Genomic DNA, 21,308 nt, shown 5'->3' with positions numbered 1-21,308 from the left:
CGTGAGCACAGCCACCACCCTGGCCTCCGACGGAGCCGCGGAGGCGGCCCCCGCGGCCGCCCCCTGCGAGCGCGGCGCCACCGTGTGGCTGACCGGGCTCCCGAGTGCGGGCAAGACCACGCTCGCCTTCGCCCTGGCCGAGCGGCTGCGGGCCGAGGGCCACAAGGTCGAGGTCCTGGACGGCGACGAGATCCGCGAGTTCCTCTCCAAGGGCCTCGGCTTCACCCGGGAGGACCGGCACACCAACGTCACCCGGATCGGCTTCGTCGCCGAGAAGCTCGCCGCCAACGGCGTCAAGGTGCTCGCCCCGGTGATCGCCCCCTACGCGGACTCCCGGGCGGCGGTCCGCGAGCGGCACGCCGCCCACGGCACCGGCTTCCTGGAGATCCACGTCGCCACCCCCGTCGAGCTCTGCGCCGAGCGCGACGTCAAGGGCCTGTACGCCAAGCAGGCGGCCGGCGAGCTCTCCGGCCTGACCGGCGTCGACGACCCGTACGAGGCCCCCGTGGACCCGGAGCTGCGGCTCCAGACCCAGGGCCGCGAGGTGGCCGAGAGCGCCGCCGAACTCCACGCCTTCCTGACCGAGAGGGGTCTCGCGTGACCACCGCGACCGACAGCCTGGTCCCCACCGAAGAGAGCGGCTTCGCGCTGTCCCACCTGGACGCGCTGGAGGCCGAGTCGGTGCACATCTTCCGCGAGGTCGCGGGGGAGTTCGAGCGCCCGGTGATCCTGTTCTCCGGCGGCAAGGACTCCATCGTCATGCTGCACCTGGCGCTCAAGGCCTTCTGGCCGGCCGCCGTCCCGTTCTCGTTGCTGCACGTCGACACCGGCCACAACTTCCCCGAGGTCATCGAGTACCGCGACCGGGTGGCGGCCGAGCACAACCTGCGCCTGCACGTCGCCCACGTCCAGGACTTCATCGACGACGGCCGGCTGCGCGAGCGCCCCGACGGCACCCGCAACCCGCTGCAGACCGTCCCGCTGCTGGACGCCATCGAGCGCAACCGCTTCGACGCCGTCTTCGGCGGCGGCCGCCGCGACGAGGAGAAGGCCCGCGCCAAGGAGCGCGTCTTCTCCCTGCGCGACGAGTTCGGCGCCTGGGACCCGCGCCGCCAGCGCCCCGAGCTCTGGTCGCTGTACAACGGCCGGCACGCGGTCGGCGAGCACGTGCGCGTCTTCCCGCTCTCCAACTGGACCGAGCTGGACGTCTGGCAGTACATCGAGCGCGAGGGCATCGAGCTCCCGGAGATCTACTACGCGCACGAGCGCGACGTCTTCTCCCGCAGCGGCATGTGGCTGACCGCGGGCGAGTGGGGCGGCCCCAAGGAGCACGAGCCGGTCGAGCGGCGCCTGATCCGCTACCGCACGGTCGGCGACATGTCCTGCACCGGCGCCGTCGACTCCGACGCCGCCGACATCGGGGCCGTGATCGCCGAGATCGCCGCCAGCCGCCTCACCGAACGCGGCGCCACCCGGGCCGACGACAAGCTTTCCGAGGCCGCGATGGAAGACCGCAAGCGCGAGGGATACTTCTAAATGAGCACCACCACCCGGACCAGCGCCACCGCCCTGCTGCGCTTCGCCACCGCCGGCTCCGTCGACGACGGCAAGTCCACCCTGGTCGGCCGGCTGCTGCACGACTCCAAGTCGGTGCTCGCCGACCAGCTGGAGGCCGTCGAGCGCGCCTCCCTGAGCCGCGGCCAGGAAGCGCCCGACCTCGCACTGCTCACCGACGGCCTGCGCGCCGAGCGCGAGCAGGGCATCACCATCGACGTCGCGTACCGCTACTTCGCCACCCCCCGCCGACGGTTCATCCTCGCCGACACCCCCGGGCACGTGCAGTACACCCGCAACATGGTGACCGGCGCCTCCACCGCCGAACTCGCCGTCGTCCTGGTGGACGCCCGCAACGGCGTGGTCGAGCAGACCCGCCGGCACGCCGCCGTCGCCGCGCTGCTGCGGGTGCCGCACGTGGTGCTGGCCGTCAACAAGATGGACCTCGTCGAGTACGCGGAGCCCGTCTTCGCCGCCATCGCCGAGGAGTTCACCGCCTACGCCGCCTCGCTCGGCGTCCGGGACGTGGTCGCGGTCCCGATCTCCGCCCTCGCCGGGGACAACGTGGTCGAGCCGTCCGCCCACATGGACTGGTACGGCGGCCCGACCCTGCTGGAGCACCTGGAGACGGTGCCGGTCGGCAGCGACCCGAGCGTCGAGCCGGCCCGCTTCCCGGTCCAGTACGTGATCCGCCCGCAGAGCGACGAGCACCCCGACTACCGCGGCTACGCGGGCCAGTTGGCCTCCGGCGTGCTGCGGGTCGGCGACCCGGTGACGGTGCTGCCCTCGGGCCACACCACCACCGTCGCCGGCATCGACGCGCTCGGCGCGGAGACCGAGCTCGCCTGGGCCCCCCAGTCGGTGACCGTCCGCCTCGCCGACGACATCGACGTCTCCCGCGGCGACCTGATCGCGGCCGGCCCGGTCCCGGTGCCCACCAAGGACATCGAGGCCACCGTCAGCCACCTCAGTGAGCGCCCGCTGCGCGCCGGTGACAAGGTGCTGCTCAAGCACACCACCCGCACCGTGCGCGCGCTGGTCAAGGCGATCTCCTACCGCATCGACATCGACAGCCTCGAACAGCGCTCCGGCGCCCAGGGGCTGGAGGTCAACGACATCGGCCACGTGGTGCTGCGCACCGCCGAGCCGCTGGCCCTCGACGACTACCGCGTGAACCGCCGGACCGGTTCGTTCCTGCTGATCGACCCGGCCGACGGCACCACCCTCACCGCCGGCATGGCGGGCGAGGCCTTCGACACCGTGCGCCCCGACGCGTCCGGCGCACCCGACGAGGAGGACTGGGTCTGATGCCCCGCGAGGCGTTCTCGGGCATGGACAAGGAAGGCGGCCGCATCGGCAGCGGCGTCCTCGGCAGCGGCCAGGGCGGCCTGACCCGATGTGCGGGCCGACAGGGCTGACCGGAGCCCTGTCACCGGGCCGGCCGCTGTCCCACCCCACAGCTGGTGCGGCGCACCGACCCGGCTTGCCCGGCATCCCCCGATGCCGCGAGCACGACCCGCCCCTTCCCGCCCGGGACCGTCCCCGCGACGGTCCGCCCGTGAACAGGACTTCGCCCATGGCACCGAACCACGCACTCGCGCCCGCCACCCTCCCCGATCGGCCGACACACCCGGCCGCCGGCCGGATCAGACGCTCCGCCGCGGCCGCCGTCGCCGGCCTCACCGCGGTGGCGCTGCTCTCCGCCTGCGGCTACGGCTCGAAGAGCGAGGACGACAAGCCCGCCTCGGCGGCCGCCGCCGGCGGTTCCGCCTCCGGTGTGAAGCTCTCCGCCGACACGGTCAAGATCGGCTACTTCGCCAACCTGACCCACGGCACCCCGCTGGTCGGGCTCCAGGAGGGCCTCTTCCAGAAGGAGCTCGGGGCCACCCAGATCAAGACCCAGGTCTTCAACGCGGGTCCGGCCGAGATCGAGGCGCTGAACGCCGGCTCCATCGACATCGGCTGGATCGGCCCCTCCCCCGCGATCAACGGCTACAGCCAGTCCAACGGCGAGTCGCTGAAGATCATCAGCGGTTCGGCCTCCGGCGGCGTCAAGCTGGTGGTCAACCCCGAGAAGATCCAGAGCCTGGACGACCTCAAGGGCAAGAAGATCGCCACCCCGCAGCGCGGCAACACCCAGGACGTGGCGCTGCTCAACTACCTGGCGGGCAAGGGGCTGAAGGTCAACCCCGACACCGGCGCCGGCGACGTCTCGGTGGTGCGGACCGACAACAAGGTCACCCCGGACGCCTACAGCTCCGGCTCGATCGACGGCGCCTGGGTGCCCGAGCCGACCGCGTCCAAGCTGGTCACCCTCGGTGCGAAGGTCCTGCTCAACGAGAAGGACGTCTGGCCGGACAAGAAGTTCGTGATCACCAACATCATCGTCTCGCAGAAGTTCCTCAAGGAGCACGCCGACGTGGTGGAGGCCGTGCTGCGCGGCTCGGTGAACACCAACACCTTCATCAAGGCCAACTCCGACAAGGCCAAGGCCGACGCCAACGCCGCCATCAAGAAGGAGGCCGGCAACGCCCTGCCGGCCGAGATCCTCGACCCGGCCTGGGCCGACATCGACTTCCTGGACGACCCGCTGGCCGGCACCCTGCAGGCCGAGGCCGACCACGCCGTCACCGCCGGCCTGCTCAAGAAGCCGAACCTGGCCGGGATCTACGACCTGACGCTGCTCAACAAGGTGCTCAAGGAGAAGGGCCAGGCTCCCGTGGCGGACGCCGGGCTCGGCGCCAAGTAGCACCGCGCGGCACCCGCGCCACCCACGGCGCACGGAAGCCCCGCCGCACCCAAGCCCCGAGGTCCGGTTCCCCGCCCGCCCGGTCGATGCCCGATCGATGCCCCCAGAGCACACGGGACGGGCGGGGCCGGACCCCGGCCCCGATTCCTTCGCCACCCGCCCTCCTCGCCCGCCGACCGGCAGGAGGGGCCCATGACCGCCCCCGGCCCCCGGCCGGGAGCTGCCCCCAGATGCAGGAGGTGCCCGGATGACCCCGGCACTGACCACCTCGGACGACGCCGTCGGCGTCGACACCCGCGGCGGCTCGCCCGCCGTCCGGATCTCGCACGTGCACAAGTCCTTCGGCCGCCCGGGTGCCGCCACGCACGTCCTGGACGACATCACGCTCGATGTCGCGCCCGGCGAGTTCGTCACGCTGCTCGGCGCCTCGGGCTGCGGAAAGTCCACCCTGCTCAACCTGGTCGCCGGCCTCGACAAGCCCACCGCGGGCTCGATCGAGGTGACCGGCGGACGCCCCGCGCTGATGTTCCAGGAGCACGCGCTGTTCCCCTGGCTCACCGCCGGCAAGAACATCGAACTCGCGCTCAAGCTCGCCGGCGTGCCCCGCCCCGAGCGCCGCCCCGAGGCCGAGCGGCTGCTCGAACTCGTCCGGCTGGGCGGCTCCTACGGCAAGCGCGTGCACGAGCTCTCCGGCGGCATGCGCCAGCGCGTCGCACTGGCCCGCGCGCTCGCCCAGGGCGCCTCGGTCCTGCTGATGGACGAGCCGTTCGCCGCGCTCGACGCCATCACCCGGGACGTGCTGCACGACGAGATCACCCGGATCTGGGCCGAGCACAAGCTCTCCGTCCTGTTCGTCACGCACAACGTGCGGGAGGCCGTCCGGCTCGCCCAGCGCGTGGTGCTGCTCTCCTCGCGCCCCGGCCGGGTCGCCCGCGAGTGGCGGATCGACCTCCCGCAGCCGCGCCGGATCGAGTCCGCCGGCGTCGCCGACCTGTCCATCGAGATCACCGAAGAACTGCGTGGGGAGATCCGCCGCCATGGCCAGCACTGACAGCACCACCACCCTGGCCAAGGACCGGCCGGCGGACATCGCCGACGTCGGCGCCGGCCTGGACGCGCTGGACGCCGTCCAGGTGCGGCGCGTGCCGCTCGGCGAGATCCTGCGGACGAAGGCGCTGCCGCCGCTGCTCGGGCTGCTGCTCGTGCTGGCGCTCTGGCAGGGCGCCTACAGCCTCGAACTGACCTCCTCCTACAAGCTGCCCAGCCCGGCCGACGTCTGGCGCTCGCTGGTCGAGCTCTGGGAGGCCGGGACGCTGTTCAGCATCATCTGGACGAGCGTCTGGCGCGGTATCTCCGGCTTCCTGATCGCGGTCGTGATCGGCACCCCGATCGGTCTGCTGGTCGCCCGGGTCAAGCCGGTCCGGGCCGCGCTCGGGCCGGTGCTCTCCGGCCTGCAGTCGCTGCCCTCGGTCGCCTGGGTGCCCGCCGCCGTCATCTGGCTCGGCATCAACGACTCGATGATGTACGCCGTCATCCTGCTCGGCGCCGTCCCTTCCATCGCCAACGGCCTGGTGGCCGGCATCGACCAGGTGCCGCCGCTGTTCCTCCGGGCCGGCCGCACCCTGGGCGCCACCGGCCTGTCGAACGCCCGCCACATCCTGCTGCCGGCCGCCCTCCCCGGTTACCTGGCCGGCCTCAAGCAGGGCTGGGCGTTCTCCTGGCGCTCGCTGATGGCCGCCGAACTCGTCGCCTCCTCCCCCGACCTGGGCCTGGGCCTGGGCCGGTTCCTGGAGAACCAGCGGGAGTCGGCCAGCATGTCCGGCGTCCTCCTCGGCATCATCCTCGTGCTGTTCGTCGGCATCGCCATCGACCTCCTGCTCTTCGCCCCGCTGGAGCGCCGGGTGCTGCGCAACCGGGGCCTGGTGGGCACGGCCCGCTGACCATCGAGGTTCCTGTGATCATGTCTGCACCGGATCGACCGCTCCTGCTGATCGCCCACGGCAGCCGCGACCCCCGCCACGCCGCGACCGTGGCGGGGGTGGTCGAGCAGGTCCGGGCGCTGCGCCCCGGGCTGGAGGTCGCCACCGCGTACCTGGACCACTGCGCGCCGCGGATCCCGCAGGTGGCCGGCCGGCTGCCGGCGGCCGTGGCCGTTCCGCTGCTGCTGAACCGGGCCTTCCACGCCAAGCACGACATCCCCGCCGCCCTGCGCGCCGCCGGCGCCGACCTGCCGGTCGCGGACGTGCTGGGCCCGGCGCGACCGCGCGTCGCGGACGCGGCGCCGGCGACCGGGCCGCTCCCCGTCCCCTCCCCACTGCTGCTCGCCGCGCTGGACCGCCGCCTCGCCGGGGCCGGGCTGGCCGTCGGCTCCCCCGTCGTCCGCGCCCGCACCGGTGTCGTGCTGGCCGCGGCCGGCTCCTCCGACCCGGCCGCCGACGCCGCCACCCGGGCGGTGGCCGCCGAGTGGCGCCGGACCCGCGGCTGGGCCGGCGTCGAGGTCGCGTACGCCTCCGCCGGCGGCCCGCGCGTCCCCGCCGCCGCCGCCGCGCTGCGGGCGGCCGGGGCCCGCCGGGTGGCCGTCGCGCCCTACCTGCTCGCCCCGGGTCTGCTGCCGGACCGGATCGTGGACGCCGCGGCCGAGGCGGAGGCGGACGTCCTCGCCGAGGTCCTCGGCGCCGCCCCCGAGATCGCCCGCCTGGTGCTCAGGCGCTACCTCGGGACCTGCCGCGAGGCCGTCAGCGCACCGGCGCTCAGCGCCAGCGCCTGAGCGGCCCGGCCGGGACACACCCCCCGGCACGCCCCCTCCGGCGCACGCGAACGGCCCGGCTCCCCCACCGAGGGGAGCCGGGCCGTTCGTCCTCGTCCGCGTCCGGAAGGACTCAGTCGGTCTTGCGGCGCTGGCGGCCGGTGCCGTAGTTGGCGCCGGTCTTGGAGCCCGAGCCGGGCGCCGGGCGGCCGGAGGAGCGGCCGATGAAGCCCGCGGCCTGGCGGCTGCCACCGCCGCCCTGGCCGCCGCCGGCGCCGCCGAGGCGCTGCTTCGGACGGGGGCGGCGCGGGTTGCCGTTCATGTCGACGTCGGTGGGCAGGCCCGAGCGCTTGGCGGGACGGCGGCGCGGGGCGCCGGCCTTGGCCTCGGCGGCCGGAGCGGCGGCCGGGGCCGGGACGACCACCGCGACGGGTACGCCGCTGGGAGTGCGGGCACCGGTGATCCGGGTCAGCTCGGCGTCGCCCGGGCGGATCTTGGTCGTGGTCGGGCGGATGCCGGCGACCGTCATCAGCCGGTTGACCTCGCGCCGCTGGTCGGGCAGGACCAGGGTGACGACCGTGCCGGACTCGCCGGCCCGGGCGGTGCGGCCGCCGCGGTGCAGGTAGTCCTTGTGGTCGATCGGCGGGTCCACGTTGACGACCAGGTCGAGGCCCTCGATGTGGATGCCGCGGGCGGCCACGTTGGTGGCGATCAGCGCGGTCACCAGACCGTCGCGGAACTGGTCGAGCACCCGGTTGCGCTGGGGCTGGGACTTGCCGCCGTGCAGGGCGGCCGCCTTCACGCCGTTGGCCAGCAGCTGCTTGGCGAGGCGGTCGGCGCCGTGCTTGGTGTGCACGAACATGATCACGCGGCCGTCGCGCGAGGCGATGTGCGCGGTCGCGGAGGCCTTGTCGGCCGGGTCCAGCTGGAGCACGTGGTGGTCCATGGTGGTCACCGCGCCGGCCGACGGGTCGACCGAATGGGTGACCGGGTCGGTCAGGAAGCGCTTGACCAGCCGGTCGACGTTGCGGTCCAGGGTGGCGGAGAACAGCATCCGCTGCCCGCCCTCGGCGACCTGCTCCAGCAGCTTGGTGACCTGCGGCAGGAAGCCCATGTCGGCCATCTGGTCGGCCTCGTCGAGGACGGTGATGGCCACGTCGCCCAGTCGGACGTCGCCGCGGTTGATCAGGTCGTCCAGCCGGCCCGGGGTGGCGACCAGGACCTCGGCGCCCCGGCGCACGGCGTTGGCCTGCCGGGTGATCGACATGCCGCCGACGACGGTGGCGATCCGCAGGTTCACGGCGGTGGCGTACGGGGTGAGCGCGTCGGTGACCTGCTGGGCCAGCTCACGGGTGGGCACCAGGACGAGGGCCAGCGGGTGCCGGGAGTCGGCGCGCTTGCCGGCCGTGCGGGCCAGCAGCGGCAGGCCGAAGGCGAGCGTCTTGCCGGAGCCGGTGCGGCCGCGGCCGAGCACGTCGCGGCCGGCGATGGAGTCCGGCAGGGTGGCGCCCTGGATCGGGAACGGCTCGGTGACACCCTCGCGGGTGAGCGCGCTGAGGATGCCCTTGGGCAGGTCCAGCTCGCCGAAGGTGGCCGCCGGGGGCCGCGGCGGGGTGCCCCCCTGGACGACGGTGAAGTCGGCGGGCGCCTGGGCGGCGCGCGGGGCGCTGTTGCGCGGGGCGCCGCCGCGGGAGGCACGGGGGGCGCCGCCGTTGCGGGCGCCGCCGCCGGTGCGGGGCTTGCGCGAACGGTCGCCGCCGCGCTCGTTGTCACGGGGTGCGCGGGCAGGGGTGGTCATGGATTCTCCATCCGATGGGAGGCACAGCCCGGTCGGGGCTGGTCGGCCGTCGGGTGGGAATTCGCCGCCCCGGCCGTTCGGCGGCATGCACGAGGGCCCGCACCGTGCGGTACGGGCCCTCGCTACGCGAGATCGCGAGTCAGCTCGGAAGCTGGACTCAGATGACGCGGATGTTCTCGGCCTGCGGGCCCTTCTGGCCCTGCGTGACGTCGAACTCGACCTTCTGGCCCTCGACGAGCTCACGGAAGCCCTGAGCGCTGATGTTCGAGTAGTGGGCGAACACGTCAGCGCCGCCACCATCCTGCTCGATGAAGCCGAAGCCCTTTTCGCTGTTGAACCACTTCACGGTGCCGGTAGCCATAACCGTCTCCTCAAAAAACTGGGGCATCAGAGCCCACACTTCGTGGACCCCAAGTAGCCGCGATCCCCATCCGGAGACTGAAACACCGGACAAAACAAATGCGCCTGTTGGGTTGAACCAGCAGGCGCACACAAACGTTCATGGGAACCAAAACTGCAACTGAGTCGACTGTAGCACGGCGCCACCCCGATTGACCGGGGACTTTTTGCCTGGCACGTCACGTTTGCCCGCGCCGCAAAGCGGGCACGCGGCGCCCGCCGAAGCGGACGCCGCGTGCCGTGCGGTGCGACGGGGCGGTCAGTGCCGTCCGGCCGGCTCCGGCACACCGTGCGAACCGGCCACCGGGGCCGGGCCGGACTGGTGCTGGTCGTCGGCGCCGTGGCCGGGCCACCAGGCGGCGCGGCCGATCAGCGCGGTGAGCGCCGGGGTGAAGAAGAGCGCCATCACGAAGGCCGCCAGGGCGATGCCGAAGGCCATCGCGAAGCCGAACTCCAGCATGAACACGTTGCCCGCGAGCATGAAGGTCGCGAACGACGCCGCCAGGATGAACCCGGCCGCCGCGACGGTCGGGCCGCCGTGGCGCAGCGCCTCACGGGCCGCCTCACGCGGGTTGCGGCCCGCGCGGGCCTCCTCCCGCAGGCGGGCGATGATCAGGATGTTGTAGTCCGTCCCGATCGCCACCACGAAGAGGTAGATCAGGATCGGCAGCATGAACATCAGACCGCTCTCGCTGCCCAGCTTCTGGAAGAGCAGCGTGGCGGAGCCGAGGGTGGCCGTGAAGCCGAGCCCGACCGAGACCATCAGGTACCACGGGGCGACCACGCTGCGCAGCTGCAGGCCCAGGATCAGCAGGATCAGCAGACCCGCGACCGGGAACACCAGCTTGTAGTCGTGGTTCATCGCGAGGTTGATGTCCTTGTAGACGGCGGTCAGACCGCCGACCTTCGCCTCCGTGCCGGTCGGCGCCTGGCTGTGCGCGACCTCCCGCAGCTCGGTGACCGAGTCGATCGCCGCGTTGCTGGACGGCTCGTTGTTGAGCAGCACGGTGAAGTCGGCCGTCGTGCCGTCCTCGCTGAGCTGGGGCTTCGCCGCGACCGGGGACACCCCGTGGACGCCGCCGAGCTTGGCCGCGAAGCCCTCGAACGCGGCCGGGTCGAGCTTGGTGCCCGCGGTGCTGGTCAGGTAGACGTGGCTCGGGTCGGCCGCGCCGGCCGAGAAGCCGTTCATCAGCTTGTCCTGGACGACCATCGACTCCTTGTCCTTGGGCATGGAGCTGCCCGCGAGGTCGAAGGTGCCGTTGTAGCCCAGGGCGCCGGCGGACAGCGCCACCAGCACGCCGCCGGAGGCCAGGGCGACCAGGGCGGGGCGCTTCTCGACCATGCGGCCGAGCGCGGTGAAGCGGGCGTTGCCCGGCTCGTTCATCCACTTCTTGCCCGGCCAGAACACACCGCGCGCCGGGATGACCGCGAGCACGGCGGGGGCCAGGGTGAGCGAGGCGAGCGCGGTGACGATCACCGCGATGGCCAGCGCCGGGCCGAGGGCCTTGAACATGCCGAGGCTGGAGAGGATCAGCACCGCGAAGGCGACGGTGACGGCGCCGGCCGCCGAGGCGATCGCCTCACCGACCCGGCCGACGGCGTTGGCCACGGCCTCCTTGCGGTCGTCCCCGGCCCGCAGCCGCTCGCGGTAGCGGAACGCCAGGAAGAGGAAGTAGTCGGTGCCGACACCGAGCACGACGACGATCAGGATCGCCGACAGCACCGGGGTGCTCTCCAGGCCGAACGCCTTGGTGGCGTAGGCGATCACGCCGTTGGCGGTCGGCATGGCGACCACCAGCGAGATCAGGATCGGCAGGAGTCCGGCCAGGACGCTGCGGAAGATGATTCCGACGATGAGCGCGACCAGGACGACCGTGGACATCGCGATGAGCGCGTCGGCCGAGCCGGAGGACTCCTTCTGGTCCAGCGCCTGGGCGGCGGCGCCACCGAGCTGGAACTTCAGGTCGGTCCCCGAGGTGAGCGACTTGCCCTCCTCGCGGAGGTGCTTCGCGGCCTCGCCGAAGTCCTCGGACTGCTGCTTGGCCTTGTCGATGGCTATCGGCGCGAGCGCGTACTTGCCGTCCTTGGACGTCGTCTGCTCGCTGACCGGGATGACCTTCTCGACGTCCGCGATCTTCTTGTCCGAGAGACCCTGGACGATCTTGGCCATGGCGGCCTTGTCGGCGTCGTTCATCGCGGCGCCGTCGTTGCGCTCGAAGAGCACCATCGCGGAGGGCGTGAAGTTGGCCGGGAACGCCTTCTCCTGGAGCGCCGAGGCCTGGATGGACTCGTAGTGCTTGGGAAGGAAGGAAGCCTCGTCGGTCTGTGCGGTGATCGTCGGCGCGCCGGCCACGATCGCGATCATCGCGACAACCCATGCCGCGATCACCCACCAGGCGCGACGGACGACGAAATGTCCGAGTCGGTGGAACATGCTCGTGATGCCTCCTGGGCATGGTTCACCGCCAGCCCTTGGGGGACGGGACTCCGGGCGACGGAGGACCGGGCAGGGCATGGCGACGAGGCCCGCCCCTAGCCGGTCGGCAGGTAAGTGAGATGAGGACATCATCATACGAGAACTTGCTTGCCGACCGGCAAGCAAATATCCCCCGTAGACCAACCCCCTCAGGGACGCCGTCCAGCCGCCCCGCACCATCTTCACCCGCCGACCGGCCCTCTCACCTCGTGCTCGGGGTGGAGACCGCTCCCCCTCAGGGTGGAGTTCGCACCCACTCTGAGGGAGGAGAAGTCAGGGTTCCCCGGTAGGGATGACCCCACCCCGTTCCCGTGGCAGACCCCCGGGACGGCTCCCCCGCCAGCCGGATACCTGCTCAACGGCCCCTTCCCGGCCAGGTCTCCCGAGCCGCGCGGATCCTCGACGACGCCGGGCTGACCGCCCCGGCGAGCGAGACCGTGCTGGTCCAGAGTGCCACCACGACCGCCGACGCACCGGCCTTCCGTGCCGCCGTCGACCAGGTGCTCGCCGGGGTGACCGGCACCGGCCGGGCCACCGACGTCCGCTCCCCGTACGACACCGGGGCGGTCTCGGCGGACGACCGCTCCGTCCTCGTCCGGTTCAACGTCGCCGGCGGCGACGAGGCGACTGTGAAGAACGTCACGGCCGTGCTGGACGCCGTCGCCGTCGCCACCGGCGGCCGGTTCTCACCGCCGGGGTGGTCACCAGCGCGGCAGTGATCATGGTCGCGGTGTTCGCGGTCTTCGGCACCCTCTCCATGCGGGCGAGGAAGCAGATGGGCGTCGGCCTCGCCGTCGCGGTACTGATCGACGCGACGGTGATCCGCGCGGTGCTGCTGCCCGCGGTGATGACCCTGCTCGGCGAGCCCACCTGGTACCTGCCGACCTGGCTGCGGTGGCTGCCCGAGCTCTCGCACGGCGGGAGCCTCCCGCCGGTCGGCGCAGCGGTCCACGGCCCCGGAACCACCACCGGGCCGGCCGAACCCGAGCGGGCCCGGCACCGCCGGGTCGGGGTCTGACACCACCGCCGGCACCCCGCCGTCCACCGGCCGCCACCCGCCCGTCGCCCGCCGGCCGCCGGCCGTGACCGGGCCCCGCGTCGCGCGGGGCCCGGCCCGCGTGCGTCATGATGATCACCGTCCAGGCGTCCCGCGGAACGGAGCAGCCCCATGATCCCCTTCGACGAGGGCCGCGCCCGGCTGCTGCTCGCCCGGGCCTGCGCGTCCGCCGGCCTGCCCGAGCCCGGCGGCGTCCGGCTGCTCGCCCTGGGCGAGAACGCCGTCTTCGACCTCGGCGACCCGGCCGTGGTGGCCAAGGTCGGCCGCGGCCCCGAGCTGTCCGACCGGGCCGGGCGGGAGCTCGGCTTCGCCCGCTGGCTGGCCGACCGGGGCATCCCGGTGGTCCGCCCGTACGACGCCGTCCCGCCCGAGCCGAACGTCGTCGACGGCCACCCCGTGACCTTCTGGGAGCGGCTGGCCCCCGCCGAACGGCCCGCCCGGCCGGTGGACCTCGCGCCGCTGCTGCTCGCCCTCCACCGGCTGCCGCTGCCGCCCTTCCCGCTCGCCCGGCGGGACCTCCTCGCCCCCGTCGAGCGCTGGCTGGCCTCCGCCGAGGGGCACGTCGACCCCGCCGACGTCGCCTTCCTCCGGGACCGCCGCGACGACTTCGCCGCCGCGCTGCCCGGCCTGCCCGCGCAGCTGCCGACCGGCGTGATCCACGGCGACGCGCTGCCGCGCAACGTCCACATCGGGGCGGACGGGCCCGTCCTGCTCGACCTGGAGTACGCCTCGCACGACCTGCGCGAGCACGACCTGGTGGTGCTCGCGCTCAGCCACGACCGGTACGGCGTCCCGGCCGAGGAGTACCGGGCGTTCACCGAGGCGTACGGCTGGGACGTCCGGGAGTGGGCGGGCTTCGCGGTGCTGCGCGGCGCCCGCGAGACGGCGAGCGCCTCCTGGGTGGCCCAGCAGGCGCCGGGCAACCCGGCCGCGCTGGCGGAGTTCCGCCGGCGGGTCGATTCGCTGCGCGAGGGCGCCACCGGGGTGCGCTGGTACCCGTTCTGAGCCTGCCGTCTTCCGCGTGGGATCGGCGGCTCCGGCGTGCAACCGGGGCGGTCCGACGGGCGTCTTGTCGGACAGTCTCCCTGATCGGGGACCGGTAGCCGCCCAGTGCCTCAGGAGCCGCAGCCATGCCGGAGCACACCACCTCGCAGCGTCCCTCCCCCTCCGTCCGACGCCGCCGCCGGCTGCTCGCGGGCTGCGTGGCGGTGGTCGCCTCACTCGCCCTGGCCGCCTGCGGCACCGCCAACGGGGCGCTGCAGCCGCAGCCGGGCACCACCGCGTCGGGGAACGCCTCGGGCACCACCGCGTCGGGCACCGGCGCCCCGGCTCCGTCCGCCTCGCCCGCCGGGTCCCCCTCCGGCTCCTCCTCGGCGTCCTCCTCCCCGTCCTCCTCCACGCCGCCGGGCAGCGCCCCCGCCGCCACCCCGCCGGGCGACGCCGTGCCGGCTTCGAAGCCCGCGACCGGCGGACCGGCCACGCCCAAGCCACCGGCTCCTCCCCGGACCCCGGCGCCCTCGAAGACCCCGGTGCCCGCCAAGGCCCCGTCCTCCGCACCGGCCACCCGGCCGCCCACGACGACACCGGCCCCGCCGGCCCCGCCCGCGACCGGGGTGTCCACCTCGGTCGTCCGCTCCACCGCCTCCGGCGGGCGGACGGTGGCGCTCACCTTCGACGACGGGCCGGGCCCCGCCACCGGCGAGGTCCTGGACCTGCTGGCCCGGTACGGCGCCAAGGCGACGTTCTGCCAGATCGGCCAGCAGGCCGCCGCCCAACCCGCCATGGTCAAGCGGATCCGGGCGGCCGGCCACCGGCTCTGCGACCACACCGTGAGCCACCCGCTGCCGTTCGCCCCGCTCTCGCACGACAAGGCCGCGTCCCAGATCTCCGGCGGCCGGGACATGATCGTGCGGGCCGGCGGGCCGGGCACCGAGGTCGCCTGGTTCCGGGCCCCCGGCGGCGGGTTCACCGCCGACAACCAGCACCTCGCCGCGGCCGAGGGCCTGCGCCCGCTCGGCTGGTCGGTCGACCCGCGCGACTGGTCCCGCCCGGGCGTCGCCTCGATCGTCTCCACCGTGCAGAGCCAACTCCGGCCCGGCGGCGTGATCCTGATGCACGACGGCGGCGGCGACCGGAGCCAGACCGTCGCCGCGCTGAAGCAGCTGCTCCCCTGGCTGATCGCCCAGGGCTACCGCTTCGACCTCCCCGCGCGCTGACCCGGCCGACCGGCCGAACACCTCGCGACAGCCCGGCCCGGTGATCACCCCGCACCGGGCGACCGATCAACCCGACGCGCCCGGACAGCGGTTGAACACCGGGTACGGGGTGCGACGGCCTCCCCACCGCCGGCCACCCGGTCGGCGGACCTGATCACCGTCCCGCACGACCGGGCGGTGCCCGACGCGTCGCGAGGCCCGGTCGGCCCGGCCCGCGCGGCCGGGCGCTCCGGCGGTCAGGCCCTCAGCGCAGGGGCCAGCGCGGGTCGATGACGGCCTGCGGGTCCTTGCCGCGGCGGAGCCAGGCCTCCAGGCCCTCCGCCCAGCTCCGGTACCAGTCGATCTGGCGGGTGTGCAGGACGGCGAGCGGCACCTCGCCGACCTCGGCCGGGTACCGCTCCGCGAGGGCGACGGCGACCCGGACGGCGGCGAGGGCGTCGCTGCCGGCCTCGTGGGCGTCGGTCAGCTCGACCCCGTACACCTCGCAGACCCGCTGGAGGGTGCGCGAGCCCTTGCGGTACTTGTCGACGGCCCGGTCGATGACCAGGGCGTCGAGGACCGGCGCGACCGGACCACCGAGGCGCTCGGCCAAGGGGGCCAGGCCGTGGCGGCGCAGCTCGGCGTCGAGCAGCGAGAGGTCGAAGGGGGCGTTGAAGGCGACCACCGGGTGACCGGCGGCGAGCCGCTCGCACAGGGCGGTGGCTATCTCGTCGACCGCCGCCTTGGCCGGGCGGCCCTTGCTGCGGACGAGCTCGTCGCCGATGCCGTGGATCGCCTCCGCCTCGGCGGGGATCGGGACGCCCGGGTCGACCAGCCAGCCGGTGGCGCTCAGCCGGCGGGCTCCGACGGTGTCCACGAGGGCGGCCGTGACGATGCGGTCCACGGTCGGGTCGGTGCCCGTGGTCTCCAGGTCGAAGCCGACCAGTGGCTGCTGCCACCAGCTCATAGGGGTGCGTCCTTCCGTCCTGCTGGTCGAAACAGCCCCTATCATCGCCCGGGCCACCGACAACGCCGCCGGTGGGGCGGGCGGGCACCGCCCCCGGGCCCCGCCGGGCAGGCTCCGGCCCGGCCCGCCGGCACCGTCCCGGGCCCGGTGGAGACCGGCGAAGTGCCCAGCGGCGGTGGCCCGCCGCGAGTGGCCCGGCGACCGGTCCGGACCGCCGCTGACCGACGCGGGCCATGACGGCTCCGCCCCTGGCCCAGGGCCGGTCGACAGCCCGCCGGGACCGGTGGGCGGCCACCCGGGGCCGCCGCGAGCGGGCCGGGCCCGCCGGTTTCCGACCGACGCGGCGGCGGCGCTTCGGCGGTGGTGGCGGGACGCCCGGCGCCCGCGGATCAGTTCGCCGCCGCGGCCGACGCCCCGGCCCCCGCCCCGGCCCCGGCGTGCGCGGTCAGCCGGCGGGCCTCGGCCCACACCTCCTCGTCGAGTTCGCCGCGCGTCCGGGTGCTGCGGCCGAGCAGGTCGTAGTCGTCGTCGAGGAGGGCGAGCGCCTCGGCCGGCCCGTCCTCGTGCCCCCATCGCCGGTGCGCCGCGTGCGCCAGCTCCCTCGGCGTCAGCTCGCCGGTCAGCAGCCGGGCGGCCAGCGCCACCAGCCCCGCCCGCTCGGCGGAGCGGCTGTCGACCGGCGGGAGGTCGAGTCCGAGCTCCGCGAGCGCCGGCGCCAGCAGCTCGGCGACCGAGGCGTCCGCCTCCCCGTAGGTGCAGGCGGCGAGGGCCCGCAGGGCCGGGGTGTCGAGCCCGGCGGCCAGGGCCCCGCAGGCCGCCTCCACCACCTCGCGGGCCCGCAGCTCGCCGATGGTCCAGAGCAGGGCCCGGTCCCGCAGCCGGGCGGCGGCGGGCGAGCCGACGGGCCGGCGGAGCAGCCGGACGTCGACCGGGTCCTCGGAGACCAGGGTGAAGCCGTGTCGCTCGTAGAGGCGGCGGGCGGGGCTGCCCCGGAGGACGTCGAGCCGCACCGGCTCGCCGGCGGCGTCGGCCTCGGCCAGGACGGACCGCAGGACGCCGGAGCCGACGCCCCGGCCCTGGAGCTCCGGGGCGAGGTAGAAGTGCTCCAGCAGCCGCCCGCCCAACCCGTCGGGGCGGACGGTGACGCAGCCGGCGAGGGCGCCGTCGACCAGCACGGCCGACGTCCAGCGGGTGGAGAAGGAGTCGCGCAGCCGCCGCCGGACCCGGTGCTCGTCGTAGCGGCCGAGCCGTTCGAGGTCGGGGCGCAGCACCACGGCGCGCAGCTCGACCAGGGGTTCGAGGTCGGCGGTCGTGGCGGGGCGCTTCGTCCAGGCGGGGGTGGTGGTCACCGGGGCAGTCTTCCAGCGGCCCGGCCGGCCGGGCCAGCCGGTTTCGCGGCGGCCCCGGCCCCTGCGCGCCCACCGGCCCGCCGGCCGCTCAGGAGACCGGCCGGGAGTCCCCCCAGATGCCCTCGAACTCCTCGCGGTAGACCTCCAGCAGCCCGGCGTCGGTGCCGCCCGGCTGCTGGCCGGCGCCGCCGCGCAGGACCAGGGCGGGCGACTCCATGCCGCGGGCCCGACGCAGGTAGGGCTGGACCACCCCGAGGTCCCGGGTCTGCCGGCGGGGGCCGCCGGTCTGGCCGGACGGGCGCGGGCCCTCGACCAGGTAGGCGGTGAAGCGCGGGGTCTCGTCGAAGACCCGGATCTCGAAGCCGCCCTGGTCGCGCAACCGGGCCCGGACCCGGCGCACGTGCATGATGTTCATCTCGATCGAACGGGCCAGCTCGCCGCGGCCGAGGCCCAGTTCGCGTTCCCGGCGGCGGACGGCGCTGCTCGCCGGGTTGAGGAAGAGCAGCCGGACCCGGCAGCCGTCGGTGGCGAGGCGGACCAGGCGCTTGCCGGTGTAGTTCTGGCAGAGCATGCCGAGGCCGATGCCGAGCGCGTCCAGCCGCCGGGCGCCGTCCAGCAGGTCCTCCACCGGCAGGTCGCGCTGGAGCCGGACCCGGTCGGCGTGCACCGCGACCACGTCCGCGTACCGGCCGGCCACCAGGGACTCGACGACGTCGGCGGGGACGCCGCCGGTGCCGCCGTCCAGCACGGCGAGCAGCCGGGCGGCGGCGCGTTCGGTCTGGGCGAGCACGGTCGGGGTGAGGACGCGGTTGCGGGAGACGACGTGCCGGGCCACCTCCAGTTCGTCCAGCGCCAGCTCGATCTCCCGGCGGTCGGCCAGGTAGGGGTCGAAGCAGGGCCAGTGCTGGACCATCAGCTCGCGCAGCTGGGGCAGGGTGAGGAAGACCAGCGGGTCGTCGTCGGCCGGGTCGAGCAGGTAGCCCTTGCGGCGGCTGACCTCGCGGACGGCGCCGGCCCGGTGGGCCCACTCCTCGCCGGCCGGGCCGGCCGCGGCCGTCACCCAGTCCTCGCCGTGGGCGGGCGCGTAGATGGGGTAGAGCACCTCGTCGACGAGGGAGCGCAGCCGCTGCTCGACCAGGTTGAGCCAGACGTACGCCCGCCCGGCCAGCCGGACCCGCTGGTAGGCGTCCTCCCACTCGGCGCCGGACCAGGCGAGGGCCGGTATCTCGACCGGGCCGCCCTGGGCCGGCACCACGGCCCGGCCGGTCATGGCGGGGCGCATGACGACCGTCGGGGCCTCGCTGCGGGCGCCGCCCCGGTCGGGGCCGCCGGGCCCACCGCCACGGCCGCCGGCGGGGTACACCATGCGCCACCTCACCTGGTTGCTGCCGGAGCCGGTGGTCTGCCGGATCGTCTGTCGGGTCTTCTGTCGGGTGCTGCCGGTCCTGCCGCGTCCGCCGGCGCCGCACTCCCTGATGGATCGCCACGGCGCGGGAAGCGGCCGGACGATCAAGGGTACTGCCCGCCGCGAGGCGCCCGCAGCCGGTTGGCCGAGGGGGGCGTGTGCGCCCCGGCCGCCCCGTGCGTCCCGGCGGCCCCGGGGGTACCCGGCGGACACCCGTTCGGGCGAACACGCGGCGAATGGCCCCGCCCTCGGGGGCGGCGTCGGGGAGTATGCGGACTGTGCCGTGCGTCACGGCGCGCGACCGTCGCACATGCCCGGCCGCCCAGCCGGGAAGAGAGCGTCGGGGTCCGGGCTGATAGTCGGACTACCTGTCAGTTTCCCTCCGACACAAGGAAGTTGAGGACTCATGCAGGTCTGGCCAGGGAAGCCCTACCCCCTCGGTGCCACCTTCGACGGGGCCGGTACCAACTTCGCGGTGTTCTCCGAGAGCGCCGACCGCATCGAGCTCTGCCTGCTCGACGAGGACGGGTCGGAGACGGCCGTCGAGCTGCGCGAGACGGACGCCTTCGTCCGGCACGCCTACCTCCCCGGGGTCCAGCCCGGCCGGCGGTACGGCTTCCGCGTCCACGGACCGTACAACCCGGGCCTCGGCCAGCGGCACAACAGCGCCAAACTGCTGCTGGACCCGTACGCCAAGGCGATGAGCGGGAACATCGACTGGGACGAGTCGGTCTACGGCTACCACTTCGGCGCGCCCGAGCGCCGCAACGACCTCGACTCCGCCCCGCACACCATGCACTCGGTGGTCGTCAATCCGTACTTCGACTGGGGCACCGACCGGCCGCCGCGCACGGACTACCACCGCACGGTGGTCTACGAGGCCCATGTGAAGGGCCTCACCAAGCTCCACCCCGGCATCCCCGAGGAGATCCGCGGCACCTACGCGGGGCTGGCCCACCCGGCGGTGATCGAGCACCTGGCCAAGCTCGGCGTCACCGCGATCGAGCTGATGCCGGTGCACCAGTTCGTCCGCGACCACCGGCTGCGCGACCTCGGCCTGGCCAACTACTGGGGCTACAACACGGTCGGCTTCTTCGCCCCGCACTCCTCCTACTCCTCCACCGGGGACAGAGGCCAGCAGGTGCAGGAGTTCAAGTCGATGGTGAAGGCGCTGCACGCGGCCGGCATCGAGGTGATCCTGGACGTCGTCTACAACCACACCGCCGAGGGCAACCACCTCGGGCCCACCCTCTCGCTGCGCGGCCTGGACAACGTCTCCTACTACCGGCTCGCCCAGGACCAGCGGTTCTACGAGGACACCACGGGCACCGGCAACAGCCTGCTGATGCGCAGCCCGCACGTCCTCCAGCTGATCATGGACTCGCTGCGCTACTGGGTCACCGAGATGCACGTCGACGGCTTCCGCTTCGACCTCGCCGCCACGCTGGCCCGGCAGTTCCACGAGGTGGACCGGCTCTCCTCGTTCTTCGACCTCGTCCAGCAGGACCCGGTGGTCTCCCAGGCCAAGCTGATCGCCGAGCCGTGGGACCTCGGCGAGGGCGGCTACCAGGTGGGCAACTTCCCTCCGCTGTGGACGGAGTGGAACGGCATGTACCGGGACACCGTGCGCGACCTGTGGCGCGGCGAGAACGCCACGCTCGCCGAGTTCGGCTCCCGGCTCACCGGCTCCTCCGACCTCTACCAGGACGACGGCCGCCGCCCGATCGCCTCGATCAACTTCGTCACCTGCCACGACGGCTTCACCCTGCGCGACCTGGTCTCCTACAACGACAAGCACAACGAGGCCAACGGCGAGGACAACCGGGACGGCGAATCCTTCAACCGCTCCTGGAACTGCGGCGCCGAGGGCCCGAGCACCGACCCGGCCATCGAGGAACTCCGCGCCCGCCAGCAGCGGAACCTGATCGCCACCCTGATGCTCTCCCAGGGCGTGCCGATGCTCTCGCACGGCGACGAGCTCGGCCGCACCCAGGAGGGCAACAACAACGCCTACTGCCAGGACAACGAACTCGCCTGGGTGCACTGGCCCGAGGGCGACGGCCCCGAGTCCCGGCTGCTCGAATTCACCCAGGGCATGATCTGGCTCCGCCGCGACCACCCCGTCTTCCGGCGGCGCCGCTTCTTCCACGGCCGCCCGGTCTCGGGCCGCCCGGCCAACGGCCTCTACGAGGACCTCACCGACATCGCCTGGTTCACCCCCGGCGGGGAGGAGATGACCAAGCGCAACTGGGGCGCCAGCTACGCCAAGTCGCTCACCGTCTTCCTCAACGGCTACGCCATCTCGGAGCCGGACCGGCGCGGCGGGCGGATCGTCGACGACTCCTTCCTGCTGATGTTCAACGCCCACTTCGAACCGCTGGAGTTCACCGTCCCGGCCGACCACGGCCAGGAGTGGCAGGTCGTGGTCGACACCGCCCAGCCCCGGCTGCCCGCCCCCGGCGCCGGGGCCCGGGTCAAGGCGGGGGACGCGCTCTCGCTCGTCGACCGCTCGCTGATGGTGCTCCAGCGGCCGGCCTAGGCCGGGCGCCGGACGCCCGGCCGCGGGGCGGCGCCCGGGGTCCGCGGACGGGCCCCACGGCGTGCCGCGGTCAC

16 protein-coding genes and 2 pseudogenes are annotated in these 21,308 nt (G+C 74.0%); 12 read left to right on the top strand and 6 right to left on the bottom strand.

Going from position 1 to position 21,308, the window contains the following annotated elements; genetic code table 11:
• Window positions 1-19 precede the first annotated feature (19 nt).
• From cysC to ACIF6L_RS08655, 7 genes are all read left to right on the top strand, one after another.
• Window positions 20-601 (top strand): adenylyl-sulfate kinase, encoded by a 582-nt coding sequence (cysC, locus tag ACIF6L_RS08685; RefSeq protein WP_396487105.1) that lies wholly within the window; start codon window positions 20-22, stop codon window positions 599-601.
• The gene (gene cysD / locus ACIF6L_RS08680; protein WP_359802366.1) at window positions 598-1,536 is read left to right on the top strand and encodes a sulfate adenylyltransferase subunit CysD; all 939 of its coding nucleotides are present in this window, start codon (window positions 598-600) and stop codon (window positions 1,534-1,536) included. Before cysC ends, cysD begins: the two co-directional genes overlap by 4 nt.
• Window positions 1,537-2,862 carry a sulfate adenylyltransferase subunit 1 gene (locus ACIF6L_RS08675; protein WP_396486822.1) on the top strand — a complete coding sequence of 442 codons (1,326 nt, stop codon included), beginning with the start codon at window positions 1,537-1,539 and terminating at the stop codon, window positions 2,860-2,862.
• 268 nt (window positions 2,863-3,130) lie between these two features.
• Entirely contained in the window at window positions 3,131-4,303 is a 1,173-nt protein-coding gene (locus tag ACIF6L_RS08670; RefSeq protein ID WP_396486823.1) for an aliphatic sulfonate ABC transporter substrate-binding protein, read from the top strand.
• A gap of 247 nt (window positions 4,304-4,550) precedes the next feature.
• Window positions 4,551-5,354, top strand: coding sequence for an ABC transporter ATP-binding protein (locus ACIF6L_RS08665; RefSeq protein ID WP_329487151.1), 804 nt, complete (start codon window positions 4,551-4,553; stop codon window positions 5,352-5,354).
• Window positions 5,341-6,243, top strand: coding sequence for an ABC transporter permease (locus ACIF6L_RS08660; RefSeq protein WP_329487152.1), 903 nt, complete (start codon window positions 5,341-5,343; stop codon window positions 6,241-6,243). The genes ACIF6L_RS08665 and ACIF6L_RS08660 overlap by 14 nt, the downstream gene beginning before the upstream one ends.
• A 20-nt stretch (window positions 6,244-6,263) precedes the next feature.
• Window positions 6,264-7,070: a sirohydrochlorin chelatase gene (locus ACIF6L_RS08655; RefSeq protein WP_396486824.1), complete on the top strand. Its 807-nt coding sequence runs from the start codon at window positions 6,264-6,266 to the stop codon at window positions 7,068-7,070.
• A 112-nt stretch (window positions 7,071-7,182) separates the two neighbouring features.
• Here ACIF6L_RS08655 and ACIF6L_RS08650 read toward each other — a convergent pair whose 3' ends face one another.
• The 3 genes from ACIF6L_RS08650 to ACIF6L_RS08640 all read right to left on the bottom strand — a co-directional run bounded on the left by ACIF6L_RS08650 (window position 7,183) and on the right by ACIF6L_RS08640 (window position 11,680).
• Window positions 7,183-8,847, bottom strand: coding sequence for a DEAD/DEAH box helicase (locus ACIF6L_RS08650; RefSeq protein WP_329487153.1), 1,665 nt, complete (start codon window positions 8,845-8,847; stop codon window positions 7,183-7,185).
• A 157-nt stretch (window positions 8,848-9,004) separates the two neighbouring features.
• A complete protein-coding gene (locus ACIF6L_RS08645) occupies window positions 9,005-9,208 on the bottom strand; it encodes a cold-shock protein (RefSeq protein ID WP_329487154.1) in 204 nt (67 codons plus the stop codon).
• A 297-nt stretch (window positions 9,209-9,505) separates the two neighbouring features.
• Window positions 9,506-11,680 carry an MMPL family transporter gene (locus tag ACIF6L_RS08640; protein WP_329487155.1) on the bottom strand — a complete coding sequence of 725 codons (2,175 nt, stop codon included), beginning with the start codon at window positions 11,678-11,680 and terminating at the stop codon, window positions 9,506-9,508.
• Between the two features lie 353 nt (window positions 11,681-12,033).
• Here ACIF6L_RS08640 and ACIF6L_RS08635 point away from each other — a divergent pair, with 353 nt between their 5' ends.
• From ACIF6L_RS08635 to ACIF6L_RS08620, 4 genes and pseudogenes are all read left to right on the top strand, one after another.
• A complete protein-coding gene (locus ACIF6L_RS08635; protein ID WP_396487138.1) occupies window positions 12,034-12,441 on the top strand; it encodes a hypothetical protein in 408 nt (135 codons plus the stop codon).
• Window positions 12,405-12,740 (top strand): annotated as a pseudogene (locus ACIF6L_RS08630) (MMPL family transporter); the annotation flags it as partial. The gene ACIF6L_RS08635 and the pseudogene ACIF6L_RS08630, both read left to right, overlap by 37 nt.
• Window positions 12,741-12,890: 150 nt before the next feature.
• Window positions 12,891-13,784: a phosphotransferase enzyme family protein gene (locus ACIF6L_RS08625; protein ID WP_396486825.1), complete on the top strand. Its 894-nt coding sequence runs from the start codon at window positions 12,891-12,893 to the stop codon at window positions 13,782-13,784.
• A 125-nt stretch (window positions 13,785-13,909) separates the two neighbouring features.
• Window positions 13,910-14,995 (top strand): polysaccharide deacetylase family protein, encoded by a 1,086-nt coding sequence (locus ACIF6L_RS08620; RefSeq protein WP_396486826.1) that lies wholly within the window; start codon window positions 13,910-13,912, stop codon window positions 14,993-14,995.
• A 244-nt stretch (window positions 14,996-15,239) separates the two neighbouring features.
• Here the strand turns inward: ACIF6L_RS08620 and ACIF6L_RS08615 are convergent, their stop codons facing one another.
• The 3 genes and pseudogenes from ACIF6L_RS08615 to ACIF6L_RS08605 form a co-directional block, all read right to left on the bottom strand.
• Complete coding sequence (locus tag ACIF6L_RS08615) at window positions 15,240-15,941, bottom strand: exonuclease domain-containing protein (protein WP_352290295.1); 702 nt, start codon at window positions 15,939-15,941, stop codon at window positions 15,240-15,242.
• Window positions 15,942-16,840: 899 nt separating this feature from the next.
• Window positions 16,841-17,290: pseudogene (locus ACIF6L_RS08610) on the bottom strand (GNAT family N-acetyltransferase); the annotation flags it as partial.
• 88 nt (window positions 17,291-17,378) lie between these two features.
• The gene (locus ACIF6L_RS08605) at window positions 17,379-18,656 is read right to left on the bottom strand and encodes an SAV2148 family HEPN domain-containing protein (RefSeq protein WP_329487159.1); all 1,278 of its coding nucleotides are present in this window, start codon (window positions 18,654-18,656) and stop codon (window positions 17,379-17,381) included.
• Window positions 18,657-19,101: 445 nt separating this feature from the next.
• On the opposite strand from ACIF6L_RS08605, the gene glgX reads away from it, so the two are divergent.
• Window positions 19,102-21,234, top strand: coding sequence for a glycogen debranching protein GlgX (gene glgX, locus ACIF6L_RS08600; RefSeq protein WP_359802380.1), 2,133 nt, complete (start codon window positions 19,102-19,104; stop codon window positions 21,232-21,234).
• Window positions 21,235-21,308: the final 74 nt, after the last annotated feature.

The organism is Kitasatospora sp. NPDC086009 (assembly GCF_044540385.1).
Lineage (GTDB): Bacteria > Actinomycetota > Actinomycetes > Streptomycetales > Streptomycetaceae > Kitasatospora.
This window is presented reverse-complemented; position numbering and strand designations above follow the sequence as displayed.

Coding starts and splice junctions, on each gene's coding strand:
- ACIF6L_RS08675 (WP_396486822.1), top strand. CDS start 1,537: ATGAGCACCACCACCCGGACCAGCGCCACCGCCCTGCTGCGCTTCGCC.
- ACIF6L_RS08670 (WP_396486823.1), top strand. CDS start 3,131: ATGGCACCGAACCACGCACTCGCGCCCGCCACCCTCCCCGATCGGCCG.
- ACIF6L_RS08665 (WP_329487151.1), top strand. CDS start 4,551: ATGACCCCGGCACTGACCACCTCGGACGACGCCGTCGGCGTCGACACC.
- ACIF6L_RS08660 (WP_329487152.1), top strand. CDS start 5,341: ATGGCCAGCACTGACAGCACCACCACCCTGGCCAAGGACCGGCCGGCG.
- ACIF6L_RS08655 (WP_396486824.1), top strand. CDS start 6,264: ATGTCTGCACCGGATCGACCGCTCCTGCTGATCGCCCACGGCAGCCGC.
- ACIF6L_RS08650 (WP_329487153.1), bottom strand. CDS start 8,847: ATGACCACCCCTGCCCGCGCACCCCGTGACAACGAGCGCGGCGGCGAC.
- ACIF6L_RS08645 (WP_329487154.1), bottom strand. CDS start 9,208: ATGGCTACCGGCACCGTGAAGTGGTTCAACAGCGAAAAGGGCTTCGGC.
- ACIF6L_RS08640 (WP_329487155.1), bottom strand. CDS start 11,680: ATGTTCCACCGACTCGGACATTTCGTCGTCCGTCGCGCCTGGTGGGTG.
- ACIF6L_RS08625 (WP_396486825.1), top strand. CDS start 12,891: ATGATCCCCTTCGACGAGGGCCGCGCCCGGCTGCTGCTCGCCCGGGCC.
- ACIF6L_RS08620 (WP_396486826.1), top strand. CDS start 13,910: ATGCCGGAGCACACCACCTCGCAGCGTCCCTCCCCCTCCGTCCGACGC.
- ACIF6L_RS08615 (WP_352290295.1), bottom strand. CDS start 15,941: ATGAGCTGGTGGCAGCAGCCACTGGTCGGCTTCGACCTGGAGACCACG.
- ACIF6L_RS08605 (WP_329487159.1), bottom strand. CDS start 18,656: ATGGTGTACCCCGCCGGCGGCCGTGGCGGTGGGCCCGGCGGCCCCGAC.
- glgX (WP_359802380.1), top strand. CDS start 19,102: ATGCAGGTCTGGCCAGGGAAGCCCTACCCCCTCGGTGCCACCTTCGAC.